A 19,745-nucleotide genomic window follows, 5' to 3' on the forward strand; every position below is an offset into this window, starting at 1 on the left:
ACTTCTCGGGTGAGCACACTTCTGCACGACACTGTCGTTCTCGTCAGCGGCGGAACGTCCGGTGTCGGTGCGGCCGTGGTGCGCGCATCGCTGGCCGCCGGTGCCCGTGTCGCCTTCAGCGGCCGTCGCGACGACGTCGGAACGTCGATGGAGCACGAGCTTCGCGCACAGGGGCACGACGCCACCTATATCCGCGCCGACGTCGCCGACGCCGCAGACGCTCTGGCGAGCGTGGCGCGAACCATCGAGGTGTACGGACGGGTGGACGCCGTGTGCAATGCCGCCGGCCTCACCTCCCGCGGAACGCTGATCGACACCACTCCCGAGCTGTTCGACGACCACATCGCGGTCAACCTGCGCGGCCCGTTCTTCGTGATGCAGGCGGCGGTCAAGGACATGCTCTCCCGCTCGGCACCGGGAACGATCGTGAACATCGGCTCGCTCAGCTCTCGGGGCGGCCAGCCCTATCTCGCGCCCTACTCGGCGGCGAAGGCCGGACTGGCCGGACTGACGAAGAACGCCGCCCACGCCCACCGGTGGGACCGCATCCGCATCAACGCCCTCGACATCGGATGGACGGAGACCGAGGGAGAGACCCTGACGCAGAAGCGTTTTCACGATGCGGACGACGACTGGGTCGCCGACGCCTCGGCCGCGCTCCCGATGGGCAAGCTCGGGCAACCGGACGAGATCGCTGACTTCGTGGTGTTCCTGCTGTCGGCGCGCAGCGGTGTGGTCACGGGATCGGTCATCGAATGGGACCAGCAGGTAGTAGGAGGACAGGACTGATGAGTACACAGGCACGAATCGGAGTCATCGGATTGGGGCGCATCGGCGCATTCCACGTGGAGACTCTCGCCGGTCTGGACGGAGTGTCGAGCCTCGTCGTCACCGACGGCCGACCCGATGTGACGGACACGGTCGCCGCGAAGTACAACGCGGAAAAGGTCGACGGAGTCGACGCGATGTTGTCCGCCGGTGTGGACGGCATCGTCATCGCGGCAGCCACTCCCGCGCACGCCTCCCTGCTGCTCGCCGCCGTCGACGCCGGCATTCCCGTCTTCTGCGAGAAGCCGCTGGCCTTCACCGCAGCCGAGAGCCGAGCAGTGGTGGACGGCATCGCGTCGTCGGACGTCCCGGTACAGATCGGGTTCAACCGTCGGTTCGACCCCGCCGTGGCAGCAGCCGAGCGCGCGGTGCGAGGAGGCGAACTCGGATTCCTGCACACCGTCCGTTCCACGACACTCGACCCCGCTCCCCCACCGATGGCCTACATCGCGGAGTCCGGCGGCATCTTCCGCGACTGCAGCGTCCACGACTTCGACGTCGTCCGCTGGATCGTGGGACGAGAGGTGGTCTCGGTCTTCGCCGCCGGCTCCAACCAGGGTGATCCCGCCTTCGCCGCGGCGGGCGACGTCGACTCCGCCACCGTCCTTCTCACGTTCGAGGGCGGCACCGTCGGCGTCGTGTCGAATTCCCGCTACAACGGCCGCGGGTACGACTGCCGGCTCGAGGTGCACGGCAGCGAGGACACCGTCGTGGCCGGTTGGGACCCGCACTCGCCGGTGCGCAACATGGAAGCGGCACAGGGTTTCCCGCACGGTGAGATCTTCCCGGCGGATGCGCCGCACTCGTTCTTCATGGACCGCTTCGCGCAGTCGTACCGGGACGAGCTGACAGCGTTCCTCGACGTCGCCGCCGGAACCCGCCCGTCACCCTGCACCGCGCAGGACGCTCTCGAGGTCGCCTGGATCGCCGAGGCCGCCACCGAATCATTGCGCCGAGGCGCACCCGTCACCCTGGAAGAGGTTCGCTCATGACCGCAGCACCCGTACGTATCGCCGGAGCCCCCATCTCGTGGGGTGTGTGTGAGGTCCCCGGCTGGGGCTACCAGATGGACAACGACCGCGTCCTCCGCGAGATGCGCGACGCAGGACTCACCGCGACGGAGAACGGTCCCGAGGGCTTCCTGCCCGCCGACCCGTCCACCCTCGCGGCGACTCTGGCAGGACACGACCTGACCTCGGTCGGCGGCTTCGCTCCTGTTCTGCTGCACGAGGAGTCGCATGATCCGGTACCGACCATCTCCTCGCTGCTCGACGGCTTCGTCGCGGCGAACGCCGACGTCATCGTCCTCGCCGCCTCCACCGGCCAGGAGGGCTACGACGCACGTCCGACCCTCACCGCCGATCAGTGGACCGTGTTGCTGCGCAACCTCGATCGTCTGGCTGCGGCCTCGGCGGACCGCGGCATCCTCGCTGTCGTCCATCCCCATGTCGGCACCATGATCGAGCAGCGCGACGAGGTCCACCGCGTGCTCGACGGATCGTCCATCCCGCTGTGCCTGGACACCGGTCACCTGATGATCGGCGGTACCGATCCGGCCGAATTGGCCACTGCGGCAGCCGATCGCATCGCCCATGCTCACCTCAAGGATGTCGACGCAGCACTCGCGGCGCGGGTCCAGGCCGGAGAACTGACCTACACCGACGCCGTCCGCGCGGGTATGTACCGGCCTCTCGGCACCGGTGACGTGGGCATCGGCGGCGTCGTGGACTCGCTCCTCGACGCCGGCTACACGGGCTGGTTCGTGCTCGAGCAGGACACCATTCTGACCGGCGAGCCCGAAGGTCCCGGCCCCATCACCGACGTCATCGCCAGCGTCGGATACCTCCGCGACGTGGTGGCGGCCCGACGGGCGACGGTGTGACAACGCCCGAACCGAAAGCTGTGACCCTGCGCATCGGGGTTCTGGGAGCGTCGCGTATCGCGGAGCAGGCCATCGTCGGTCCGGCCCACGCGCTCGGTCACCGGTTGGTGGTGGTGGCGGCACGCGATCGCGGCCGGGCCGAGGCGTTCGCCGAGCGGTACGGCGTGGAACGCGTCGCGGACAGCTACGACGCGGTCATCGACGATCCCGAGGTGGATGCCGTCTACAACCCGTTGGCCAACGCCCTCCACGCCGAGTGGAACATCCGCGCCCTGCGTGCGGGCAAGGCCGTCCTGACGGAGAAGCCGTTCGCACGCAACGCTTCCGAGGCGAGCGAGGTGCGCGAAGTAGCGCATGAGACCGACGGCATCATCGTCGAAGGGTTCCACTATCTCTTCCACCCGGTGACGCGTCGCCTGCTCGAGATCGCCGAGTCCGGCCGTCTGGGTCGGCTCACCGGCGTCGATGTCGTCATGGCGATGCCGGAACCGGCCGACGGCGATCCTCGGTGGTCGCTCGACCTCGCCGGCGGTGCGATCATGGATCTGGGCTGCTACGGCCTGCACGTGCACCGCATGCTCGCCGACGCCGCCGGAGGGCCGCCGCGCGTGGTCTCCGCGACGGCGACCGAACGTGACAAGGGCGTCGACGAGACGTCCACCGTCGAGCTCGAGTTCCCGAACGGCGCGCGCGGAACGGTCACCAACTCGATGGTGCACCCGCACTTCGAATTCACCGTCCGACTGACGTTCTCGGACGGTTCCGCGTTCGCGCCCGACTACATCAAGCCGAACTCCGACGATCGGGTCTCGGTCACGGACGCGTCGGGAACCACGGTGGAGCATCTGGGGACGCGCCCGTCCTACGAGTACCAACTCGAGGCGTTCGCGGCCCACGTCCTGCACGGCGCGCCGATCCCGCTGGGAGCAGACGACGCGGTGGCGACCATGGAATTGGTGGACGCCGCGTACACGGCAGCAGGCCTCCCTCTCCGCTAGACACCGACCGACGGCCCCGCGCCTCTCACCGGTGCGGGGCCGTCGTCGTTCGTGCAGTTCTGCTCGCAGGCGCCGACCGCACGGCACATCCGGCCGTGACGACACGGGTTGTGTGCAGAGACGACACGGGCCCCGCACCTCGAGGAGGTGCGGGGCCCGTGAGCGCAGGTGTCAGCGACGCAGTTCGTGCGTGAGCGTCTCGAGCTCGTCGCCGCCGGCCATCTCCTTGGTCAGGTCGTCGAGGCTGATCTCGTCGTACGAGCAGTCGAGCTTCTGACGGCCGCGGTTGAGGAGGACGAAGTGGTCACCCACCATGTACGCGTGGTGCGGGTTGTGCGTGATGAACACGACGCCGAAGCCCTGCTCCTTGGCTGCGGAGATGTAGCGCAGCACCATGCCGGACTGCTTGACGCCCAGCGCGGCGGTCGGCTCGTCGAGGATCAGGACGCGGGCGCCGAAGAAGATGGCGCGGGCGATGGCCACACACTGACGCTGACCACCGGACAGCGACCCGATGGGGGCGTCGACGTCGGGCAGGTCGATGCCCATCTTGTGCAGCTCTTCCTTCGTCGTGGCCCGCATGGCGGCCGCGTCGAGGGTCTTGAGGACGCCCTTCTTCCGCAGCTCCTGGCCGAGGAAGAAGTTGCGCCACACCGGCATCAGCGACACGACGGCGAGGTCCTGATAGACCGTGGCGATGCCCTTGTCCAAGGCGTCCTTGGGCGAGCCGAACTTGACGGCTTTCCCGTCGACGAGGAGCTCGCCCTCGGTCTGCTGGTGCAGCCCGGCCATGATCTTGATGAGCGTGGACTTGCCGGCGCCGTTGTCGCCGAGCACGCCCGTCACCTCACCGGCGCCGACGCGGAGGTTGATGCCGCCGAGCGCGATGATGTTTCCGTAGCTCTTGCCGACGTTCTTCAGTTCGATCAGAGGGGTCTTGCCGCCGCTGTTGTCGGACTCGACGGGGGTCTCGATGGTTGCACTCATGTCAGGTGTCACCTTTTCGCAGCGTAGGAACGGAAGCTGTTGTTGGCGATGACGGCGAAGAGCAGCATCGCACCGAGGAAGAATTTGAACCAGTCCGGGTTCCAGCCCGCGTAGACGATGCCCTGGTTGGTCATACCGAAGATGAACGCTCCGATGGCGGCGCCGATCGCGGTACCGAACCCTCCGGTGAGCAAGCATCCGCCGATGACCGCGGCGATGATGTAGAGGAACTCGTTGCCGACGCCCTGTCCGGACTGCACGGTGTTGAAGGCGAAGAGCAGGTGCATGCCGACGAACCAGGCGCAGAAACCGACGAACATGAACATGCCGATCTTGACCTTCGTCACCGGTACGCCGATGGCCCGCGCCGAGTCCTGGTTGCCGCCCACGGCGAAGACCCAGTTACCGATGCGCGTCTTCATCAGCACGAAGGTGGTGAGGAGGGTGAACAGCAGCCACCACACGACGGTGATGCGGACCGAGACACCGAAGATGGAGAACGAGGAGGCGAAGACCTTCTTGGCGGACTCGAAGCCGGCCATGTCGGAGATCGACTGCGTGGCGACCTGTCCGGTGACCAGCTTGGTCACCGCGAGGTTGATTCCGGTGAGCATCAGGAACGACGACAGGGTGATCAGGAAGGACGGGATCTTGGTCTTCATCACCAGATACCCGTTGAGGAAGCCCACGCCCAGCGCGAGGACCAGCGCCAGCAACGATCCGATCCAGACGTTGAGGTGCAGGTTGTAGGCGAGCATCGATGCCGCGATGGACGAGAACGTCACCGCCACACCGGTCGACAGGTCGAACTCGCCGCCGATCATCAGCACCGAGACGCCGCAGGCCATGATGCCGATGGTCGAGGATGCGTAGAGCACCGTCGCCAGAGCTTCGGGGCTGCGGAACGGCGGCGCGACGATCGCGAAGAACACGAAGATGATGATGGCGCCGAACAGCGCACCGATCTCCGGGCGTACCAACAGCCGCTGGAACGGCTTCTGCTTCTTCACGCGCTCGTCGGTCACGACGGTGTGCGTGGCGAGATCGAGATCTGCCTGTGTGGACATGGACTTCCTTACCTGACGGTGGATTCTCTGCGCTGACGACCGTGTGACGTCCCGGCCGAGAAGCAGGGCCGTGGCGGAACATCGCCGTGTCATGACGATGTAATACGCATCACAGCCATAAGTCAATACTTTGTTCGGACATTAGGACTGCAGGGGTGACATATGGGCCCGGGTCACGGTGTCACCCAGCGCCCCGCCGCCACCGACTCGGTCATGGCGTCCAGTATCTCCGAGCTGCGTACCGCGTCCCGCACCGTGGCGCCCACGGGACGATTCTCCGCGATCGACTGCAAGAACCGTGCCGCTTCCACGACCTTCAGGTCGTCGTAGCCCATCGCCGAGGCGGATCCGGGCTGGAACGCGCCGTATTCGCCGGCATCCGGACCCACGAACACGGTCGACATCGGCTGATCCTGGAAGAGCGATCCTGTGCTCAGCACCAATTCGCCCATCCGCCGGAAATCCCAGGACAGCGCGCCGCGCGTTCCGTGGATCTCGAAGCCGTAGGAGTTCTGCTCGCCGACCGACACACGACTGGCCTCGAGAACGCACCGCGCACCCGAGGCCATCCGCAGCTGCGCCGACACGAAGTCCTCGTTCTCCACCGCACCCTTCTCGCCACCGCTCGACCGGGTGTGGCCGCTGGTGGCGCCGGTGGGCTTGGACCGCTGCGGGATGAACACGGCCGTGTCCGCGACCAGGGAGGCGATGTCGCCGAGGAGGTACCAGACCAGGTCCGCCCCGTGGGACGCCAGATCCCCCAGCACTCCGCTGCCCCCACGTTCGCGCTCGAAACGCCAGCTCAGGGCACCGTCCGGATGTGCTGCGTAGTCGCTGAAGAACCGGAAGCGGGCATGCGTGATCTCGCCGATCTCACCGGACGCGATGATGGCGCGAGCCTGCTCCACCGCCGGCGCATTGCGATAGTTGAAGCCCACCGCCGTCTGCACGCCCGCCTTCTCCGCAGCGATCGCCACGGCGCGCGCATCGTCGGCGGACAGCCCGACGGGCTTCTCGATCCAGAGATGCTTCCCCGATTCCGCCACCGCTATACCCATGTCCCGGTGCAGGAAGTTCGGCGACGTCACCGACACGGCGCCGACGGACGGGTCCGAGAGAACGTCACGCCACGACGTCGTCGAGGACGCGAACCCGAACTGCGCCGCTGCCTCCTCGGCTCGACCGGGCACCTCGTCGGCCACCGTGGCCAGAACGGGCAGGGGCCGCAGGGACGGGAAGTGATGCCGGACCCGGCTGTAGGCCTGGGTGTGGACACGGCCCATCCAGCCGAACCCGATGACGGCAACTCCGATAGCGGTGGGACGGGAATTCGACAGGGCGTCGGACATCAGTGCGCTCCAGGCGTGAGAGGGATTGGACCGTTCCAAAAGGAAGTCGATCCGCAGTGTGCCCCTCATGCGGAGCCTCTGTCAACGGTCTTCCGTTCAACGCGACTGTGCAGCTAGGCTGCGTTTGGCACGGTCCAATCGGGCACGGTCCACTGCAGGAGCCCGGCGAGAACGGAGTGTGCGATGACGACATCGGATCGGCTCCCCACCATTCGTACCGTGGCGGAGCACGCAGGGGTCTCCAAGTCACTGGTGTCCCTGGTGCTGCACGACTCCCCCAATGTCAGTGACGACAAGCGCGCCGCCGTCCTCGCGTCGATCGACGCCCTGGGCTACCGACCGAACCTGTCCGCCCGCAGCCTGTCTCGGCAGCGCACGGACATCGTCGGCGTCCTGATCAACGACCTGCGGAACCCGTGGTTCGTCGATTGCCTGGAAGGAATGGCCCCCGTCCTCGAGAGCCACGGGCTGACGATGATGCTCGGTGACGGACGCGCGGATCGCAGCGGCGACGACACCGTCGTCCGCAAGTTCACGGAGCTGCGCCTCGACGCGCTGGTCCTGGTCGGCACTCGTGAGCCCACCCCTCTGGTCGCCGGTGCGGCGACCTCGATGCCGACGGTGATCGTGGCCAGCCGAGACCTCGAACTTCCCCGTGCGGACGTGGTGGCGAACGACGACACGGCGGGCTCGGAGCTCGCGGTCCGCCATCTGGCAGACCTCGGTCACCGCCTGATCGCCCACGTTGCCGGCTCGTTCGGTGTCGTCGCAGCGCTACGCGCGGCGAGCTATCGCTCCACCATGGAGTCCCTCGGACTCGATACCGACGGCCTGGTCGAGACGTGCGACCTCACCGAGGACGGTGGGTACGAGGCCGCGACCAGACTGCTCTCCCGATCACCTCGACCGACAGCCGTCTACGCCGTCAACGACATCGCCGCCGTCGGCGTCATGACAGCCTGCCAGGAGGCGGGACTGGCCGTGCCGCAGGACATCTCGGTCGTCGGCTACGACAACACCTCCATCGCGCAACTGCGCCACGTGTCGTTGACGTCCGTGGACAACGCCAGCTCCGCCGTCGGTCGCCGGGCCGCCGCCGCGGTGATCGACCGCATCGCGCGCCCCGACGCATCGGGCACGGTGGACCTGATCGCACCGAGCCTGCAGGTGCGCGGGAGCACGGCGCCACCCGCCGGAACGTAGCTCCCCACACCTGCTGCCCGACGACTTAGGGTACCCCTACCTCCGTGGTCTCCGGAGGCACCACGAGCAGCAGGGGTTACCGCATGCGCAGCACGACATCACGACGACTCGCCTCGGCCGTCGCCGTCCTGACACTCCTCTCGGCGGCCGGGTGCAGCAGTGATCAGTTATCGGACGCGGCGCCCGACGGCGACACCCCGACGGGCACCGTGACCATCGAACACGCGCTCGGCTCCACCTCGATCGATCGTGCCGAGCTCGGGCCCGACCCGCGCATCGTCACCCTCACGGCGCCCGCCGCGGACGCGGCACTGTCCCTGGGAATCCAGCCGGTGGCCTTCGCCTCGGACACGACCGGGGCAGCGGACGGCCGCTACCCCTGGCAGACCGAGCTGGCGGCGGACGTACCGCTCATCCCCGTCCCCGTCGAGGGCACCCTCCCCATCGAGGAAATCGCTTCGTACGCACCGGATCTCATCCTCGCCGACTTCGCGGCATCGACACCCACCCTGTACGACCAGTTGACCGCGCTGGCCCCGACCATTCCCGTCATCGGCGACACGGTCTCGCCGTACGACGCGTTGACTCGCGCTCTGGGCACGGCGCTGGGTCGCGACGACGACGCCGACACGGTGATCGCGGGGACGGAGACCGCCCTCGCCGACGCCGCCGCCGAACTGCCCGGTCTGGGCGGGAAGACCGCGCTGCTGTCTCAGTACATTCCGGCCACCCAGCAGCTCGTCGTGGTCGCTGATCCCGACGACGGCGCCTCGGCGTTCTATCAGAAGCTGGGGATGACGCTGCCGCCCATCGAACTCCCGGCCACGGCCGGTAACCGGCTCGTCGTCGGGCCCGAACGCGTCGACGTCCTGAACTCCGACCTGGTGATCATCCTCGTGAACGGCGGTACCGCTGCGGAACTCGAAACGCTTCCCGGCTGGTCGGACCTGCCCTCGGTGCGCTCGGGCGGCATGCTGATCACGGACTACGCGACCATCGTCGCACTCAACACCCCGTCGCCGTCGTCGCTGACGTACGCACTCGGGAAGATCCGACCGATGCTGGAGTCGATCGCATCCTGAGTGCGGCGATGGGCAGGCCGCGTTCCGGTCAGCGGTCGACGAGCGTCGTGTCGAAGTAATACCGCGACGCCCGGTAGACGTGCGAGCCGTACTCGACCACCTTGCCGGAGTCGTCGAACGCGGTGCGATGCATGGTGAGCAGCGGCGCCTTCGGCTTCTCATCCAGGAGGTGCGCCTCGTCGCGGTCGGCCGCCTTCGCCCCGATGCGCTGGCGTGCGAGCCTGATGTGCACGCCCTTTGTCCGCAAGGACTGGTAGAGACCGTGCGCCTCGAGCTCGACCGGCTCGGGCGCCACGTCGACGGGCATGTAGTTCACCATCAGGGCCAGCGGCTCGCCCTTGGTCAGTCGAAGACGGCGCACCGTCACGACTTCACAGTCCGGCACGATGTTCAGCTCACGAGCGACATCCTCGGTCGGCAGTCCCACCGAGTACTCGAGCAGCCGGGTACTGGGATCCTGACCGGCGCGCGCCAGGTCGTCGAAGAGGCTGGTGAGCTCGACCGGGCGATGCACCGGACTCTGCACCACCTGCGTGCCGACGCCCCTCTTGCGGACCAGGAGTCCCTTGTCCACCAGTTCCTGGATGGCGCGCCGCGTCGTCGGTCGTGACAGGTTGAGGCGCTTGGCCAGAGCCAACTCGTTCTCGAACCGATCGCCCGGAGCGAGGGTGCCCCCGAGAATTGCACCCTCGATTGCCTGCGCGAGTTGGTAGTAGAGGGGAACGGGACTCGACCTGTCGAGCTCCACGGCGAGTGGCTGACTCACGTACCAGCTCCGATCGCGATCGTTGTCGGGCGTCATCGTTCATGGGGGGCGGCTGCCCGAGAAACGAGTGTAGGTGACGGGGCGCAATATGACGTCAAGTTAGAATGTCAGGACAAACTATTGACATCGCGGTGTGGTGCGGAGCACAGTGGTTCACGCACCCGCCCTCAGTCTCGATGGAGCCGACCTTGACCTCACCGCACCGCACCGAGTCACCCGGTGACGCCCGCTTCGACGTGCTGGCCATCGGCCGCAGCGGCGTCGACATCTACCCCCTCCAGGTCGGCGTCGGTCTCGAACACGTCGACACGTTCGGTAAGTTCCTCGGCGGCAGCGCCGCCAACGTCACGGTCGCCGCCGCGCGGCTCGGACGCCGCAGCGCCCTCATCTCCGGCGCCGGCAACGACCCCTTCGGACGCTTCGTCCGCAACGAGCTGGCCCGGCTGGGTGTCGACAACCGATACGTCGTGCAGAACGACGAGTACGCGACACCCGTGACGTTCTGCGAGATCTTCCCCCCGGACGACTTCCCTCTGTACTTCTACCGCAAGCCCACGGCGCCGGATCTGCAGGTGCGAGCTCAGGACATCGACCTCGATGCCGTCCGCGCCGCCTCGCTGTACTGGTCGACGGTCACCGGATTGTCCGAAGAACCCAGTCGCAGCGCCCATTTCGCCGCCTGGGAGGCGCGAGGACGCGCACCCCTGACGATCCTCGACCTCGACTACCGGCCGATGTTCTGGCAGAGCCCCGCCGCCGCGACCGAGCAGGTACAGCGCGCACTCGGTCATGTCACCGTCGCCGTCGGTAACCGCGAGGAGTGCGAGATCGCCGTCGGCGAGACCGATCCGGACCGCGCCGCGGATGCACTGCTCGATCTCGGCGTCGAACTCGCCGTGGTCAAGCAGGGGCCCAAGGGCGTCCTGGGCAAGACCCGGACCGAGCGCGTGGAAGTGCCGCCGAACTTCGTCGACGTGGTCAACGGACTCGGAGCCGGCGACAGTTTCGGCGGATCCCTCTGCCACGGCCTGCTGTCGGGGTGGCCGCTCGAGAAGATCCTGCGCCACGCCAACGCTGCCGGCGCGATCGTGGCTTCGCGCCTCGAATGCTCCACGGCCATGCCCACCGCCGACGAAGTGTCCGCACTCGCCGAGGCTGCCCTCACCACCGACATCGAGGACGCACATGTCTGACACCCTCACCGCTGCCACTACCTACGCCGACGTCACCGAGATCCGCGCGCACGACCCCGGCGCGATCGATCGCGCCTGGGCGAACCGCGTCACGCGCGACACCGTCCGCGGCGACGGTCGCCTGATGATCGTCGCCGCCGATCACCCGGCACGCGGCGCCCTCTCGGTCGGGTCCAACCCCACCGCGATGAACTCCCGTACCGAGCTGCTCGACCGACTGCGGACCGCGCTCGCCGACCCGGGTGTCGACGGCGTCCTCGCCACGTCCGAGATCCTGGACGACCTGGTGCTGCTCGGAGCCCTCGACGACAAGGTGGTCATCTCGTCGATGAACCGCGGCGGCCTGGCCGGCGCCTCCTTCGAACTCGACGACCGCATGACGGGCGCGACGGCGGCCTCCACCGCGAAGGCGCGGATGAACGGCGCGAAGATGCTCACGCGCATCGACCTCGACGATCCCGGCACGCTGGGCACCATGACCGCGTGCGCTCAGGCGATCGACGAACTGGCCGCCGAGGGCCTCATGGCCATGGTCGAGCCGTTCCTGTCGTCGCGTCGCGACGGCAAGGTGGTCAACGATCTCCGCGCGGACGCCGTCATCAAGTCGATCCACATCGCCCAGGGCCTCGGATCCACCTCCGCGTACACGTGGATGAAGCTTCCCGTCGTCGACGAGATGGAACGCGTCATGGACGCCACCACGTTGCCGACGCTTCTTCTCGGCGGAGATCCTCAAACCGCCCCGGACGAGACCTTCGCCAGCTGGGCACGCGCACTGAAGATTCCGGCGGTGCGCGGACTCATCGTGGGCCGCACGCTGCTGTACCCGGCCGACGGTGACGTCGCCACCGCAGTGGCCACCGCAGTCGAGATGGTGCGGGGCGGAGCCGACAAGTGAACAGCGAGTTCTACATTCCCGCGGTTCCCGGTGCCGGAGTCACCGTCACTCCGGAAAGCGCGGGATGGACCGAGTCCAGCTTGCGCACACTGCTTCTCGCACCCGGCGAGTCCGTCGACCTCACTTCCGACGACGACGAGATCATGGTGGTCCCACTCCAGGGATCCGCGACCGTCACGTGCGGCACGGACGACGCCGCACTGGCCGGCCGCGCATCGGTGTTCGACGGGCCGTCGGACTTCGTCTATGTCGGACGCGACAGCAGTTACACGCTGCGCAGCGAGAGCGGTGGCCGTTTCGCTCTGTGCGGAGCGCGGGCGACGAAGACTCTGCCGTTCCGGTACGTCCCCGCGGCCGACGTCAGCGTCGAGTTGCGCGGCGCCGGGAACTGCAGCCGGCAGGTGCACAACTTCGGCACCGCCGACACCTTCGAGGCCGACTCGCTCATCGCGTGCGAGGTCATCACCCCGGGCGGCAACTGGTCCTCCTACCCCGGCCACAAGCACGACGAGGAGACCGAGACCGAGTCGGCGCTCGAAGAGATCTACTACTTCGAGATCGACCGCGGCAGAGACGGTTCCGAGGGTTTCGGCTACCACCGCGTGTACGGCACCCCGGAGCGTCCCATCGAGGTGCTCGAAGAGGTGCGCACGGGTGACGTCGTCCTCGTCCCGCACGGGTATCACGGGCCGTCCGTCGCGGCGCCCGGCTACCACATGTACTACCTGAACGTCATGGCCGGACCGGGCAGCGAACGCGCCTGGAAGATCGTCGACGATCCGGACCACACCTGGATCCGCAGCACATGGGAGGGGCAGGACATCGATCCGCGCCTCCCGCTCGACACAGCGCACCGAAAAGGAGCATGACGATGGTGTCCACCGCACCGATGTCACAGAGCAAGACCGAGAACGCCGAGCCCACCGTGCACCTCACGGTGTCGCAGGCGATCGTGAAGTTCCTCGCGAACCAGTACGTCGAACGCGACGGTGAGCGGACCAAGTTCTTCGCCGGATGCTTCGGCATCTTCGGCCACGGCAACGTCGCCGGTCTCGGACAGGCGTTGCTGCAGGCCGAGATCGACGCGGTCGAGGCCGGAACCGAGCCCGAACTGCCGTACGTGTTGGGTCGCAACGAACAGGCGATGGTGCACAGCGCTGTCGGCTTCGCCCGTCAGAAGGACCGCCTGCAGACCTGGGCCGTCAGCGCGAGCGTCGGGCCCGGCTCGACGAACATGCTGACCGGCGCGGCTCTGGCGACTATCAACCGGTTGCCCGTCCTGCTGCTCCCTGCCGACACCTTCGCCACGCGCGCCTCCTCCCCCGTGCTGCAGGAACTCGAGCTCCCCTCCAGCGGCGACGTGACGGTCAACGATGCGTTCAAGCCGCTCTCGCGCTACTTCGACCGGGTGTGGCGTGCGGAGCAGCTGCCCGCCGCACTGCTCGGCGCCATGCGGGTCCTGACCGATCCCGTGGAGACCGGCGCCGCCACGGTCGCAGTCCCGCAGGATGTCCAGGCCGAGGCACACGACTGGCCGGAGTCGTTCTTCGCACCGCGCACGTGGCACGTCGCCCGTCCGCTGCCCGAGCGGTCCGTCGTCTCGCGCGCCGCCGAGATCATCCGCTCGGCGAAGGCCCCGCTGATCGTCGCCGGTGGCGGCGTCATCTATTCCGGCGCCACGGACGCCCTCGCCTCGTTCGCCGCGCAGACCGGAATCCCCGTCGGCCAGAGTCAGGCCGGCAAGGGCTCCCTCGTCTACGACCATCCCCAGTCCGTCGGCGCCATCGGATCCACCGGAACGACAGCGGCCAACGCGCTGGCGACCGACGCCGACGTGGTCATCGGGATCGGTACGCGCTACAGCGATTTCACCAGTGCGTCCCGCACCGCGTTCACCAATCCGGACGTGAAGTTCGTCAACATCAACGTGGCGTCCATCGACTCGGTCAAGCAGGGCGGCTTGTCCGTCGTCGCCGATGCCCGCGAGGCACTCGACGCCCTGTCCGAGGCGCTGGCCGGCCATGAGGTGAGCGCCGACTACAGCGCTCGCGTCACCGAACTCGCCGCCGAGTGGGAACGCACGGTGTCCTCGGTGTACGCGGTCGACGACGACAACGTCGGGATGAACCAGAACCAGGTCATCGGTCTGACCAACTCGCTGTCGGACCCCCGCGACATCGTCGTGTGCGCCGCCGGTTCCATGCCCGGAGATCTGCACAAGCTCTGGCGGACTCGCGATTCCAAGGGCTACCACGTCGAGTACGGGTTCTCCTGCATGGGCTACGAGGTGGCCGGCGGCATCGGCGTCAAGATGGCCGCCCCGGACCGCGACGTGTTCGTGATGGTCGGCGACGGCAGCTACCTCATGATGGCCACCGAACTGGTGACCGCCGTGCAGGAGGGCGTCAAGGTCATCCTGGTGCTGGTCCAGAACCACGGATTCGCCTCCATCGGCTCGCTGTCGGAGCAACTGGGATCCCAGCGGTTCGGTACCGCGTACCGCTACCGGTCCGAGTCGGGTCGACTCGACGGTGGCGTCCTGCCCGTCGATCTCGCGGCCAACGCTCAGAGCCTCGGCGCCGACGTCATCCGCGTGAACACTGCGGGTGGGTTCGCCGACGCCGTCAAGGTGGCCAAGGCAGCGGACCGCTGCACGGTCATCCATGTCGAGACCGACCCGCTGATTCCCGCACCGGACAGCGAGTCGTGGTGGGACGTGCCCGTCAGCTCCACGTCGACCCTGCAGAGCACGCAGGACGCGTACGAGACCTACGCGGCGTGGAAGAAGATCCAGCGGCCGTACCTGCGACCGTCGGGCGACTGACCATCGGGAGCCACCTCGTAGGGTGAGCGGTGATGAACACCTCACACCGGCGCCACCCGCGAGTACGGCGGTCCGCAGTCACCATCGCTGCAGTGGCGGTCCTCGCAGGTCTGCCGCTGGGTGTGTCGGGTGTCGCCGGGGCTCAGCCTCCGGCGACACCGACGTCGACACCGTTCCGCACGCCCGACACGGACGCATGTCCGCACCGTGACGTCCCCCCGCCGGCCATCGACGCGTCCGAGGTGCCGCTGCCCGGCGACGCCGATCCCGCGCCGGTCCCGGTGCCCGATCGGGCCGTCGGTGGCGACGAACTCGCGGCGTGCGGGGTGATCACCGCGGATGCAGCACCCCCGCTTCCCGCCGACATCTCCGCTGCGGGATGGGTTCTGACCGATCTCGATACCGGCACCGTGATCGCCGCCAAGGACCCCCACGGTCGGTATCGCCCCGCCTCGACCATCAAGGTTCTGCTCGCGCTCGTCGCTCTCGACGAACTCGACCTCGATCGCACCGTCACGGCCACCGAGGACGACGCGCAGGCCGAGGGCAGTGCCGTCGGCATCGGCAAGGGCGGCGTCTACAGCGTGCGGCAACTCCTGCAGGGACTCGTCATGGCGTCGGGAAACGATGCGGCGCATGCCATTGCGGTGCAGTTGGGCGGTCTGGACCGGGCTGTCGACAAGATGAACGCGAAGGCGCGCGACCTCGGCGCCACCGACACGCGCACCGCCTCGCCCTCGGGCCTCGACGGACCCGGCATGGCGTGCTCGCCGTACGACCTGGCGTTGATCTTCCGTGCAGCGATGGACAATCCGGTCTTCGCGGAACTGGTTGCCACGGAGTCCGTTCCGTTCCCCGGGTACCCGAAGGACTCGTCGAAGCCGGACAATCCGTCCCGGCCGGACGAACCCGGTGTGCCCGTGAATCCCGATCTCGAACTCAACGAGGACCGGCCGGGTTTCGTGTTGGCGAGTGACAATGCCCTGCTGTTCAACTACCCGGATGCCCTCGGCGGCAAGAACGGCTACACAGACGACGCACGCCAGACCTTCGTCGGGGCGGCCGAGCGTGGCGGACGCCGACTCGCCGTCTCGCTGATGAACGCCGACGTCCTCCCGATCAGACCGTGGGAACAGGCAGCGCGCTTACTCGATTACGGCTTCGCGCAACCCGTCTCGACCGGAGTCGGCACGTTGGTGTCCCCCGGCGACACCGACGCGGCGACCGACGACGAGACGACACGCACCCCGACGACCGCCGTTCCGCCCGGGAATCGGCTGTCGACGGATGCGCGGGGCGGCGCCTACCCGGGAGTGACCGACGACAACGACACCGCCATCCGAGTCGGCGTGGGCGCGCTCGGTCTGATCGTCGTCGTGGGCCTGGTGCTGTGGGCGCGGCGGCTCACGCGACGCCCCTGAAGGGCGCGCCGTCGTGTCAGCGCCTGCGGCGGTCCCGCCACCCACCGATGCCCAGCAGAGTGACGACGCCGGCGCCGACGAGCGCCGCTGCACCCGCCGGCGACACACCCTCACGGACGATGACCTGCGGGGAGATCACGGCACTGTCCGGCACCGGTGTCGACGCGAGCGCCAGGTTCTCCGTCGCCGTCGCAGCCCAGGCGGTGGAGAAGAGCAGGAAGCGCGAGGTGGTGAACGCGAACACCAGGATGCCGATGATGGGACCGAAGGTCGCACCGGCCGGACCGGACGTCACGCTCTCGAGGTAGACGGCGCCGACCTGCTTGAAGATCTCGAAGACGACGGCGGCCATCAGCGCAGCACGCGCCGCGCTGCGCACGGTGACGGGTTCACGGGGAAGGCGGGCGATGACCCAGACGAACAATGCCCAGGTCGCCGCGATGGCCAGGACGAACGAGACGATCTGCACGGCGACACCGACACCCGGAATACCGTCGAGTCCGACGTAGCGCAGCAGCGTCGGCAGGATGGACCCGCTGGCCAGCGCGGAGAGTCCGAGGGAGATCACCAGGGCCAGTCCGAGGCCGACGAGCGCGCCGAAGTCCTTGACCTTGGTGGACAGGAAACTGCCCGCCTCGTGCGGGGTCTCCCACATCGCGGTGAGCGCTTCCCGGAGATTGGCCGTCCATCCCAGTCCCGCGTACAGGGCGCCGAGCAGTCCGATGACGCCGACGCTGGCACGCGACTCGATCGCCGTCTCGACCAGGTCGTTGATCGTGGTGCCGAAGCTACCGGGCACGTTCTCGGAGATCTGAGTCTGCAGTTCCGTCAACAGTTCGGGTCTCGATGCCAGCACGAACCCGATGATCGCGAACGCCACCATCAGCAGCGGGAACAGGGCCAGCACACTGAAATAGGTGATGCCGGCCGCGTAGTAGTCGCCCTTCTGGCTCTGGTAGACGGACCCCGCTCGCGCGAGATGGTCGAACCAGGGCCATTCACGCCGGCGTCGTTCGATGATCGCTGCGAAGTCCGGCATGGAGCTCAGCCTTTCGGTGGAAGGAATCCGACCTTGTCGTACACCTGCGCGAGTGTCGCCGAGGCGATCGAGCGTGCCCGCTCGGCCCCGACCTGCAACAGCCGGTCCAGTTCGGCCGGGTCGTTCATGTACTCGGTGAATGATGCGCGCACCGGCGTGGAGAACGCCGACACTGCGTCCGCGGTATCGCCCTTCAGGTCACCGTATCCCTTGCCCACATAGCCCTCGACCAGTTCCGCGACGGGTGTGCCGCTCAGCGCCGACTGGATGGTGAGCAGGTTGCTGACACCCGGCTTGGCCGAGGTGTCGAAACGGATCTCCCGTTCGTTGTCCGTGACGGCCGACCGGATCTTCTTGGCCGACACCGCGGGGTCGTCGAGGATGTCGATGCGCCCCGACACGCCCGACCCGGACTTGCTCATCTTCGCGGTGGGGTCCTGCAGGTCGTAGATCTTCGCGATGCCGGTGACGATGTGCGCCTCGGGCACCACGAAGGTCTTGGAGAAGCGGGTGTTGAAGCGGTGGGCCAGGTCTCGCGTGAGTTCCAGATGTTGACGCTGGTCCTCACCGACCGGGACACGCTGAGGTCGATAGAGAAGGATGTCCGCTGCCTGCAGCACCGGGTAGGTGAAGAGGCCGACACTGGTCGCATCGCTCCCCTGCTTGGCCGACTTGTCCTTGAACTGCGTCATGCGGCCCGCCTCACCGAAACCGGTGATGCAGTTGAGAACCCACGCGAGTTGCGCATGTTCCGGAACGTGCGACTGTACGAACAGAGTGGAACGGGACGGGTCGATTCCGACGGCGAGAAGCTGCGCTGCTGCGCGACGGGTGCGGGCGCGCAGTTCCTTCGGATCCTGCGGCACGGTGATGGCGTGCAGGTCGGGGATGAAGTAGAACGCGTCGTACTCGTCCTGCAGCTCGACCCACTGCCGGACCGCGCCGAGGTAGTTGCCCAGATGGAACGAGTCCGCGGTGGGCTGGATGCCCGAGAGCACTCGTTGCCGCCGCGTGGTCGAGGGACTGTCGGTCGCCGTGTCCGTCGTCATGATCTACAGATTCAATCACCTCCGCCCGTAACGTCTGCGCGATGACTCCCGAACACGACAGCGACAACCGCGCGACCTCCTCCCCCGACGCCGTGACCATCGGATCCGCCCCGGGGATCGAGGTCGACGTCCTGCCCTTCGGTGCCACCCTTCAGCGCATGTCCGTCACCGGTGGAGACGGACGACGTCGTGACGTGCTGGTCGGTGTCGCGGACGAGTCGGGGCTCCGCGCCTCGGGCGATTACCTCGGCTCCACCGTGGGCCGCTACGCCAATCGGATCGCCGGGGGACGCTTCGAGCTCGACGGCACCGATGTCGAGGTGACACTCAACGACGGGGACAACCACCTGCACGGCGGGATCGACGGTTTCGACTCCCGCACATGGACCGTCGTCGATCGTTCCGCGGACTCGGTAGAGCTCGAGCTGGTCAGCCCGGACGGCGACCAGGGATACCCCGGCGAGCTGCGCGTCCGAGCGCGCGTCACGGCGGGACCGTCCACGGTGCGCCTGGAACTCGTCGCCGTGACGGACAAGCCGACCGTGGTCAATCTGACCAACCACGCGTACTTCGATCTGGCAGGTGAGGGCATCGACGACCACACGCTGCAGGTGGACGCGGCTGCCTTCGTTCCGGTGGACTCCGCGGGCATCCCGACCGGGGGCACTGCCGAGCTGAGCGGGACGGCACTGGACCTGCGCACACCACGTCGCCTCGGCGACGTCTCCCGCGCGGACGACCCCCACGTCCTCGCGACACGGGGCGTCGATCACAACTACGTCCTCGACGGCGACCTCGGCGGCGACGGATTGCGCCGGGCCGCTCGACTGATCTCCGACGTCTCCGCGACCTCGCTGGAGATCTGGACCGATCAGCCCGGACTGCAGGTGTACACGGGCAACTTCCTGGACGGGAGCACCGTCTCCCGTCGGGGACGCGCGATCCGCCAGGGAGACGGGATCGCTCTCGAGCCTCAACTGTTCCCCGACAGCCCGCATCACGACACGTTCCCGTCCGCGGTGCTGCGCCCGGGCGAGACCTACCGGTGGGTCACCGAGTACCGATTCGGCAGCGCCGACGGACTCTGAACAGGGCGCCGATGTGAGCGTTCACATTTCTCTTGGTCAATGTTTGCCAAAGCCTTGACGCGGTCCAATGT

The 19,745-nt window shown here is 67.7% G+C and carries 18 protein-coding genes; 12 read left to right on the forward strand and 6 right to left on the reverse strand.

From position 1 onward, the window contains the following. The first annotated feature begins 9 nt into the window (after nt 1–9). The 4 genes from ASG64_RS01315 to ASG64_RS01330 are packed head-to-tail and all read left to right on the forward strand — an operon-like array spanning nt 10 to nt 3,708. The gene (locus tag ASG64_RS01315; RefSeq protein WP_042573146.1) at nt 10–789 is read left to right on the forward strand and encodes an SDR family oxidoreductase; all 780 of its coding nucleotides are present in this window, start codon (nt 10–12) and stop codon (nt 787–789) included. Beyond that, the gene (locus ASG64_RS01320; RefSeq protein WP_042573145.1) at nt 789–1,820 is read left to right on the forward strand and encodes a Gfo/Idh/MocA family protein; all 1,032 of its coding nucleotides are present in this window, start codon (nt 789–791) and stop codon (nt 1,818–1,820) included. The genes ASG64_RS01315 and ASG64_RS01320 overlap by 1 nt, the downstream gene beginning before the upstream one ends. Continuing rightward, on the forward strand, nt 1,817–2,710 hold the full coding sequence (locus ASG64_RS01325) for a sugar phosphate isomerase/epimerase family protein (protein WP_056069335.1): 894 nt from the start codon (nt 1,817–1,819) through the stop codon (nt 2,708–2,710). The genes ASG64_RS01320 and ASG64_RS01325 overlap by 4 nt, the downstream gene beginning before the upstream one ends. Further along, nucleotides 2,707–3,708 (forward strand): Gfo/Idh/MocA family protein, encoded by a 1,002-nt coding sequence (locus ASG64_RS01330; protein WP_235579451.1) that lies wholly within the window; start codon nt 2,707–2,709, stop codon nt 3,706–3,708. The genes ASG64_RS01325 and ASG64_RS01330 overlap by 4 nt, the downstream gene beginning before the upstream one ends. A 171-nt stretch (nt 3,709–3,879) precedes the next feature. Here ASG64_RS01330 and ASG64_RS01335 read toward each other — a convergent pair whose 3' ends face one another. From ASG64_RS01335 to ASG64_RS01345, 3 genes are all read right to left on the reverse strand, one after another. After that, complete coding sequence (locus tag ASG64_RS01335; RefSeq protein ID WP_042573143.1) at nt 3,880–4,695, reverse strand: ATP-binding cassette domain-containing protein; 816 nt, start codon at nt 4,693–4,695, stop codon at nt 3,880–3,882. Between the two features lie 8 nt (nt 4,696–4,703). Next, complete coding sequence (locus ASG64_RS01340) at nt 4,704–5,762, reverse strand: ABC transporter permease (RefSeq protein WP_042573142.1); 1,059 nt, start codon at nt 5,760–5,762, stop codon at nt 4,704–4,706. Nucleotides 5,763–5,935: 173 nt separating this feature from the next. Continuing rightward, complete coding sequence (locus ASG64_RS01345) at nt 5,936–7,111, reverse strand: Gfo/Idh/MocA family protein (protein WP_056072430.1); 1,176 nt, start codon at nt 7,109–7,111, stop codon at nt 5,936–5,938. Between the two features lie 183 nt (nt 7,112–7,294). Here ASG64_RS01345 and ASG64_RS01350 point away from each other — a divergent pair, with 183 nt between their 5' ends. Together ASG64_RS01350 and ASG64_RS01355 are read left to right on the forward strand one after the other, a co-directional pair. Further along, the gene (locus ASG64_RS01350) at nt 7,295–8,314 is read left to right on the forward strand and encodes a LacI family DNA-binding transcriptional regulator (protein WP_056069341.1); all 1,020 of its coding nucleotides are present in this window, start codon (nt 7,295–7,297) and stop codon (nt 8,312–8,314) included. Between the two features lie 83 nt (nt 8,315–8,397). Beyond that, nucleotides 8,398–9,396, forward strand: a complete 999-nt coding sequence (locus ASG64_RS01355) for an ABC transporter substrate-binding protein (RefSeq protein ID WP_056069342.1) — start codon at nt 8,398–8,400, stop codon at nt 9,394–9,396. 28 nt (nt 9,397–9,424) lie between these two features. Here ASG64_RS01355 and ASG64_RS01360 read toward each other — a convergent pair whose 3' ends face one another. Then, nucleotides 9,425–10,162 (reverse strand): GntR family transcriptional regulator, encoded by a 738-nt coding sequence (locus ASG64_RS01360; protein WP_235579452.1) that lies wholly within the window; start codon nt 10,160–10,162, stop codon nt 9,425–9,427. Nucleotides 10,163–10,338: 176 nt separating this feature from the next. Between ASG64_RS01360 and iolC the strand changes: the two genes are divergently transcribed. Genes iolC through ASG64_RS01385 form a run of 5 tightly spaced genes read left to right on the forward strand, consistent with a single transcriptional unit; the run spans nt 10,339 to nt 16,498 of the window. Beyond that, nucleotides 10,339–11,355, forward strand: coding sequence for a 5-dehydro-2-deoxygluconokinase (gene iolC / locus ASG64_RS01365; RefSeq protein WP_042573139.1), 1,017 nt, complete (start codon nt 10,339–10,341; stop codon nt 11,353–11,355). After that, complete coding sequence (locus ASG64_RS01370) at nt 11,348–12,253, forward strand: Cgl0159 family (beta/alpha)8-fold protein (protein ID WP_056069345.1); 906 nt, start codon at nt 11,348–11,350, stop codon at nt 12,251–12,253. The genes iolC and ASG64_RS01370 overlap by 8 nt, the downstream gene beginning before the upstream one ends. Then, a complete protein-coding gene (gene iolB, locus ASG64_RS01375; protein ID WP_056069347.1) occupies nt 12,250–13,122 on the forward strand; it encodes a 5-deoxy-glucuronate isomerase in 873 nt (290 codons plus the stop codon). Before ASG64_RS01370 ends, iolB begins: the two co-directional genes overlap by 4 nt. Before the next feature lie 2 nt (nt 13,123–13,124). Next, the gene (gene iolD, locus ASG64_RS01380; protein ID WP_056069350.1) at nt 13,125–15,077 is read left to right on the forward strand and encodes a 3D-(3,5/4)-trihydroxycyclohexane-1,2-dione acylhydrolase (decyclizing); all 1,953 of its coding nucleotides are present in this window, start codon (nt 13,125–13,127) and stop codon (nt 15,075–15,077) included. Nucleotides 15,078–15,109: 32 nt separating this feature from the next. Beyond that, complete coding sequence (locus ASG64_RS01385; protein WP_056069353.1) at nt 15,110–16,498, forward strand: D-alanyl-D-alanine carboxypeptidase family protein; 1,389 nt, start codon at nt 15,110–15,112, stop codon at nt 16,496–16,498. Between the two features lie 16 nt (nt 16,499–16,514). On the opposite strand, the gene yhjD is transcribed toward ASG64_RS01385, so the two are convergent. Together yhjD and trpS are read right to left on the reverse strand one after the other, a co-directional pair. Then, nucleotides 16,515–17,537, reverse strand: coding sequence for an inner membrane protein YhjD (gene yhjD / locus ASG64_RS01390; protein WP_056069357.1), 1,023 nt, complete (start codon nt 17,535–17,537; stop codon nt 16,515–16,517). A gap of 5 nt (nt 17,538–17,542) precedes the next feature. Continuing rightward, nucleotides 17,543–18,586 carry a tryptophan--tRNA ligase gene (gene trpS / locus ASG64_RS01395; RefSeq protein WP_056069360.1) on the reverse strand — a complete coding sequence of 348 codons (1,044 nt, stop codon included), beginning with the start codon at nt 18,584–18,586 and terminating at the stop codon, nt 17,543–17,545. Nucleotides 18,587–18,627: 41 nt separating this feature from the next. On the opposite strand from trpS, the gene ASG64_RS01400 reads away from it, so the two are divergent. Next, nucleotides 18,628–19,674 (forward strand): aldose epimerase family protein, encoded by a 1,047-nt coding sequence (locus ASG64_RS01400; protein ID WP_056069363.1) that lies wholly within the window; start codon nt 18,628–18,630, stop codon nt 19,672–19,674. Nucleotides 19,675–19,745 lie beyond the last annotated feature (71 nt).

This window comes from Rhodococcus sp. Leaf247, assembly GCF_001426185.1.
GTDB lineage: Bacteria > Actinomycetota > Actinomycetes > Mycobacteriales > Mycobacteriaceae > Rhodococcoides.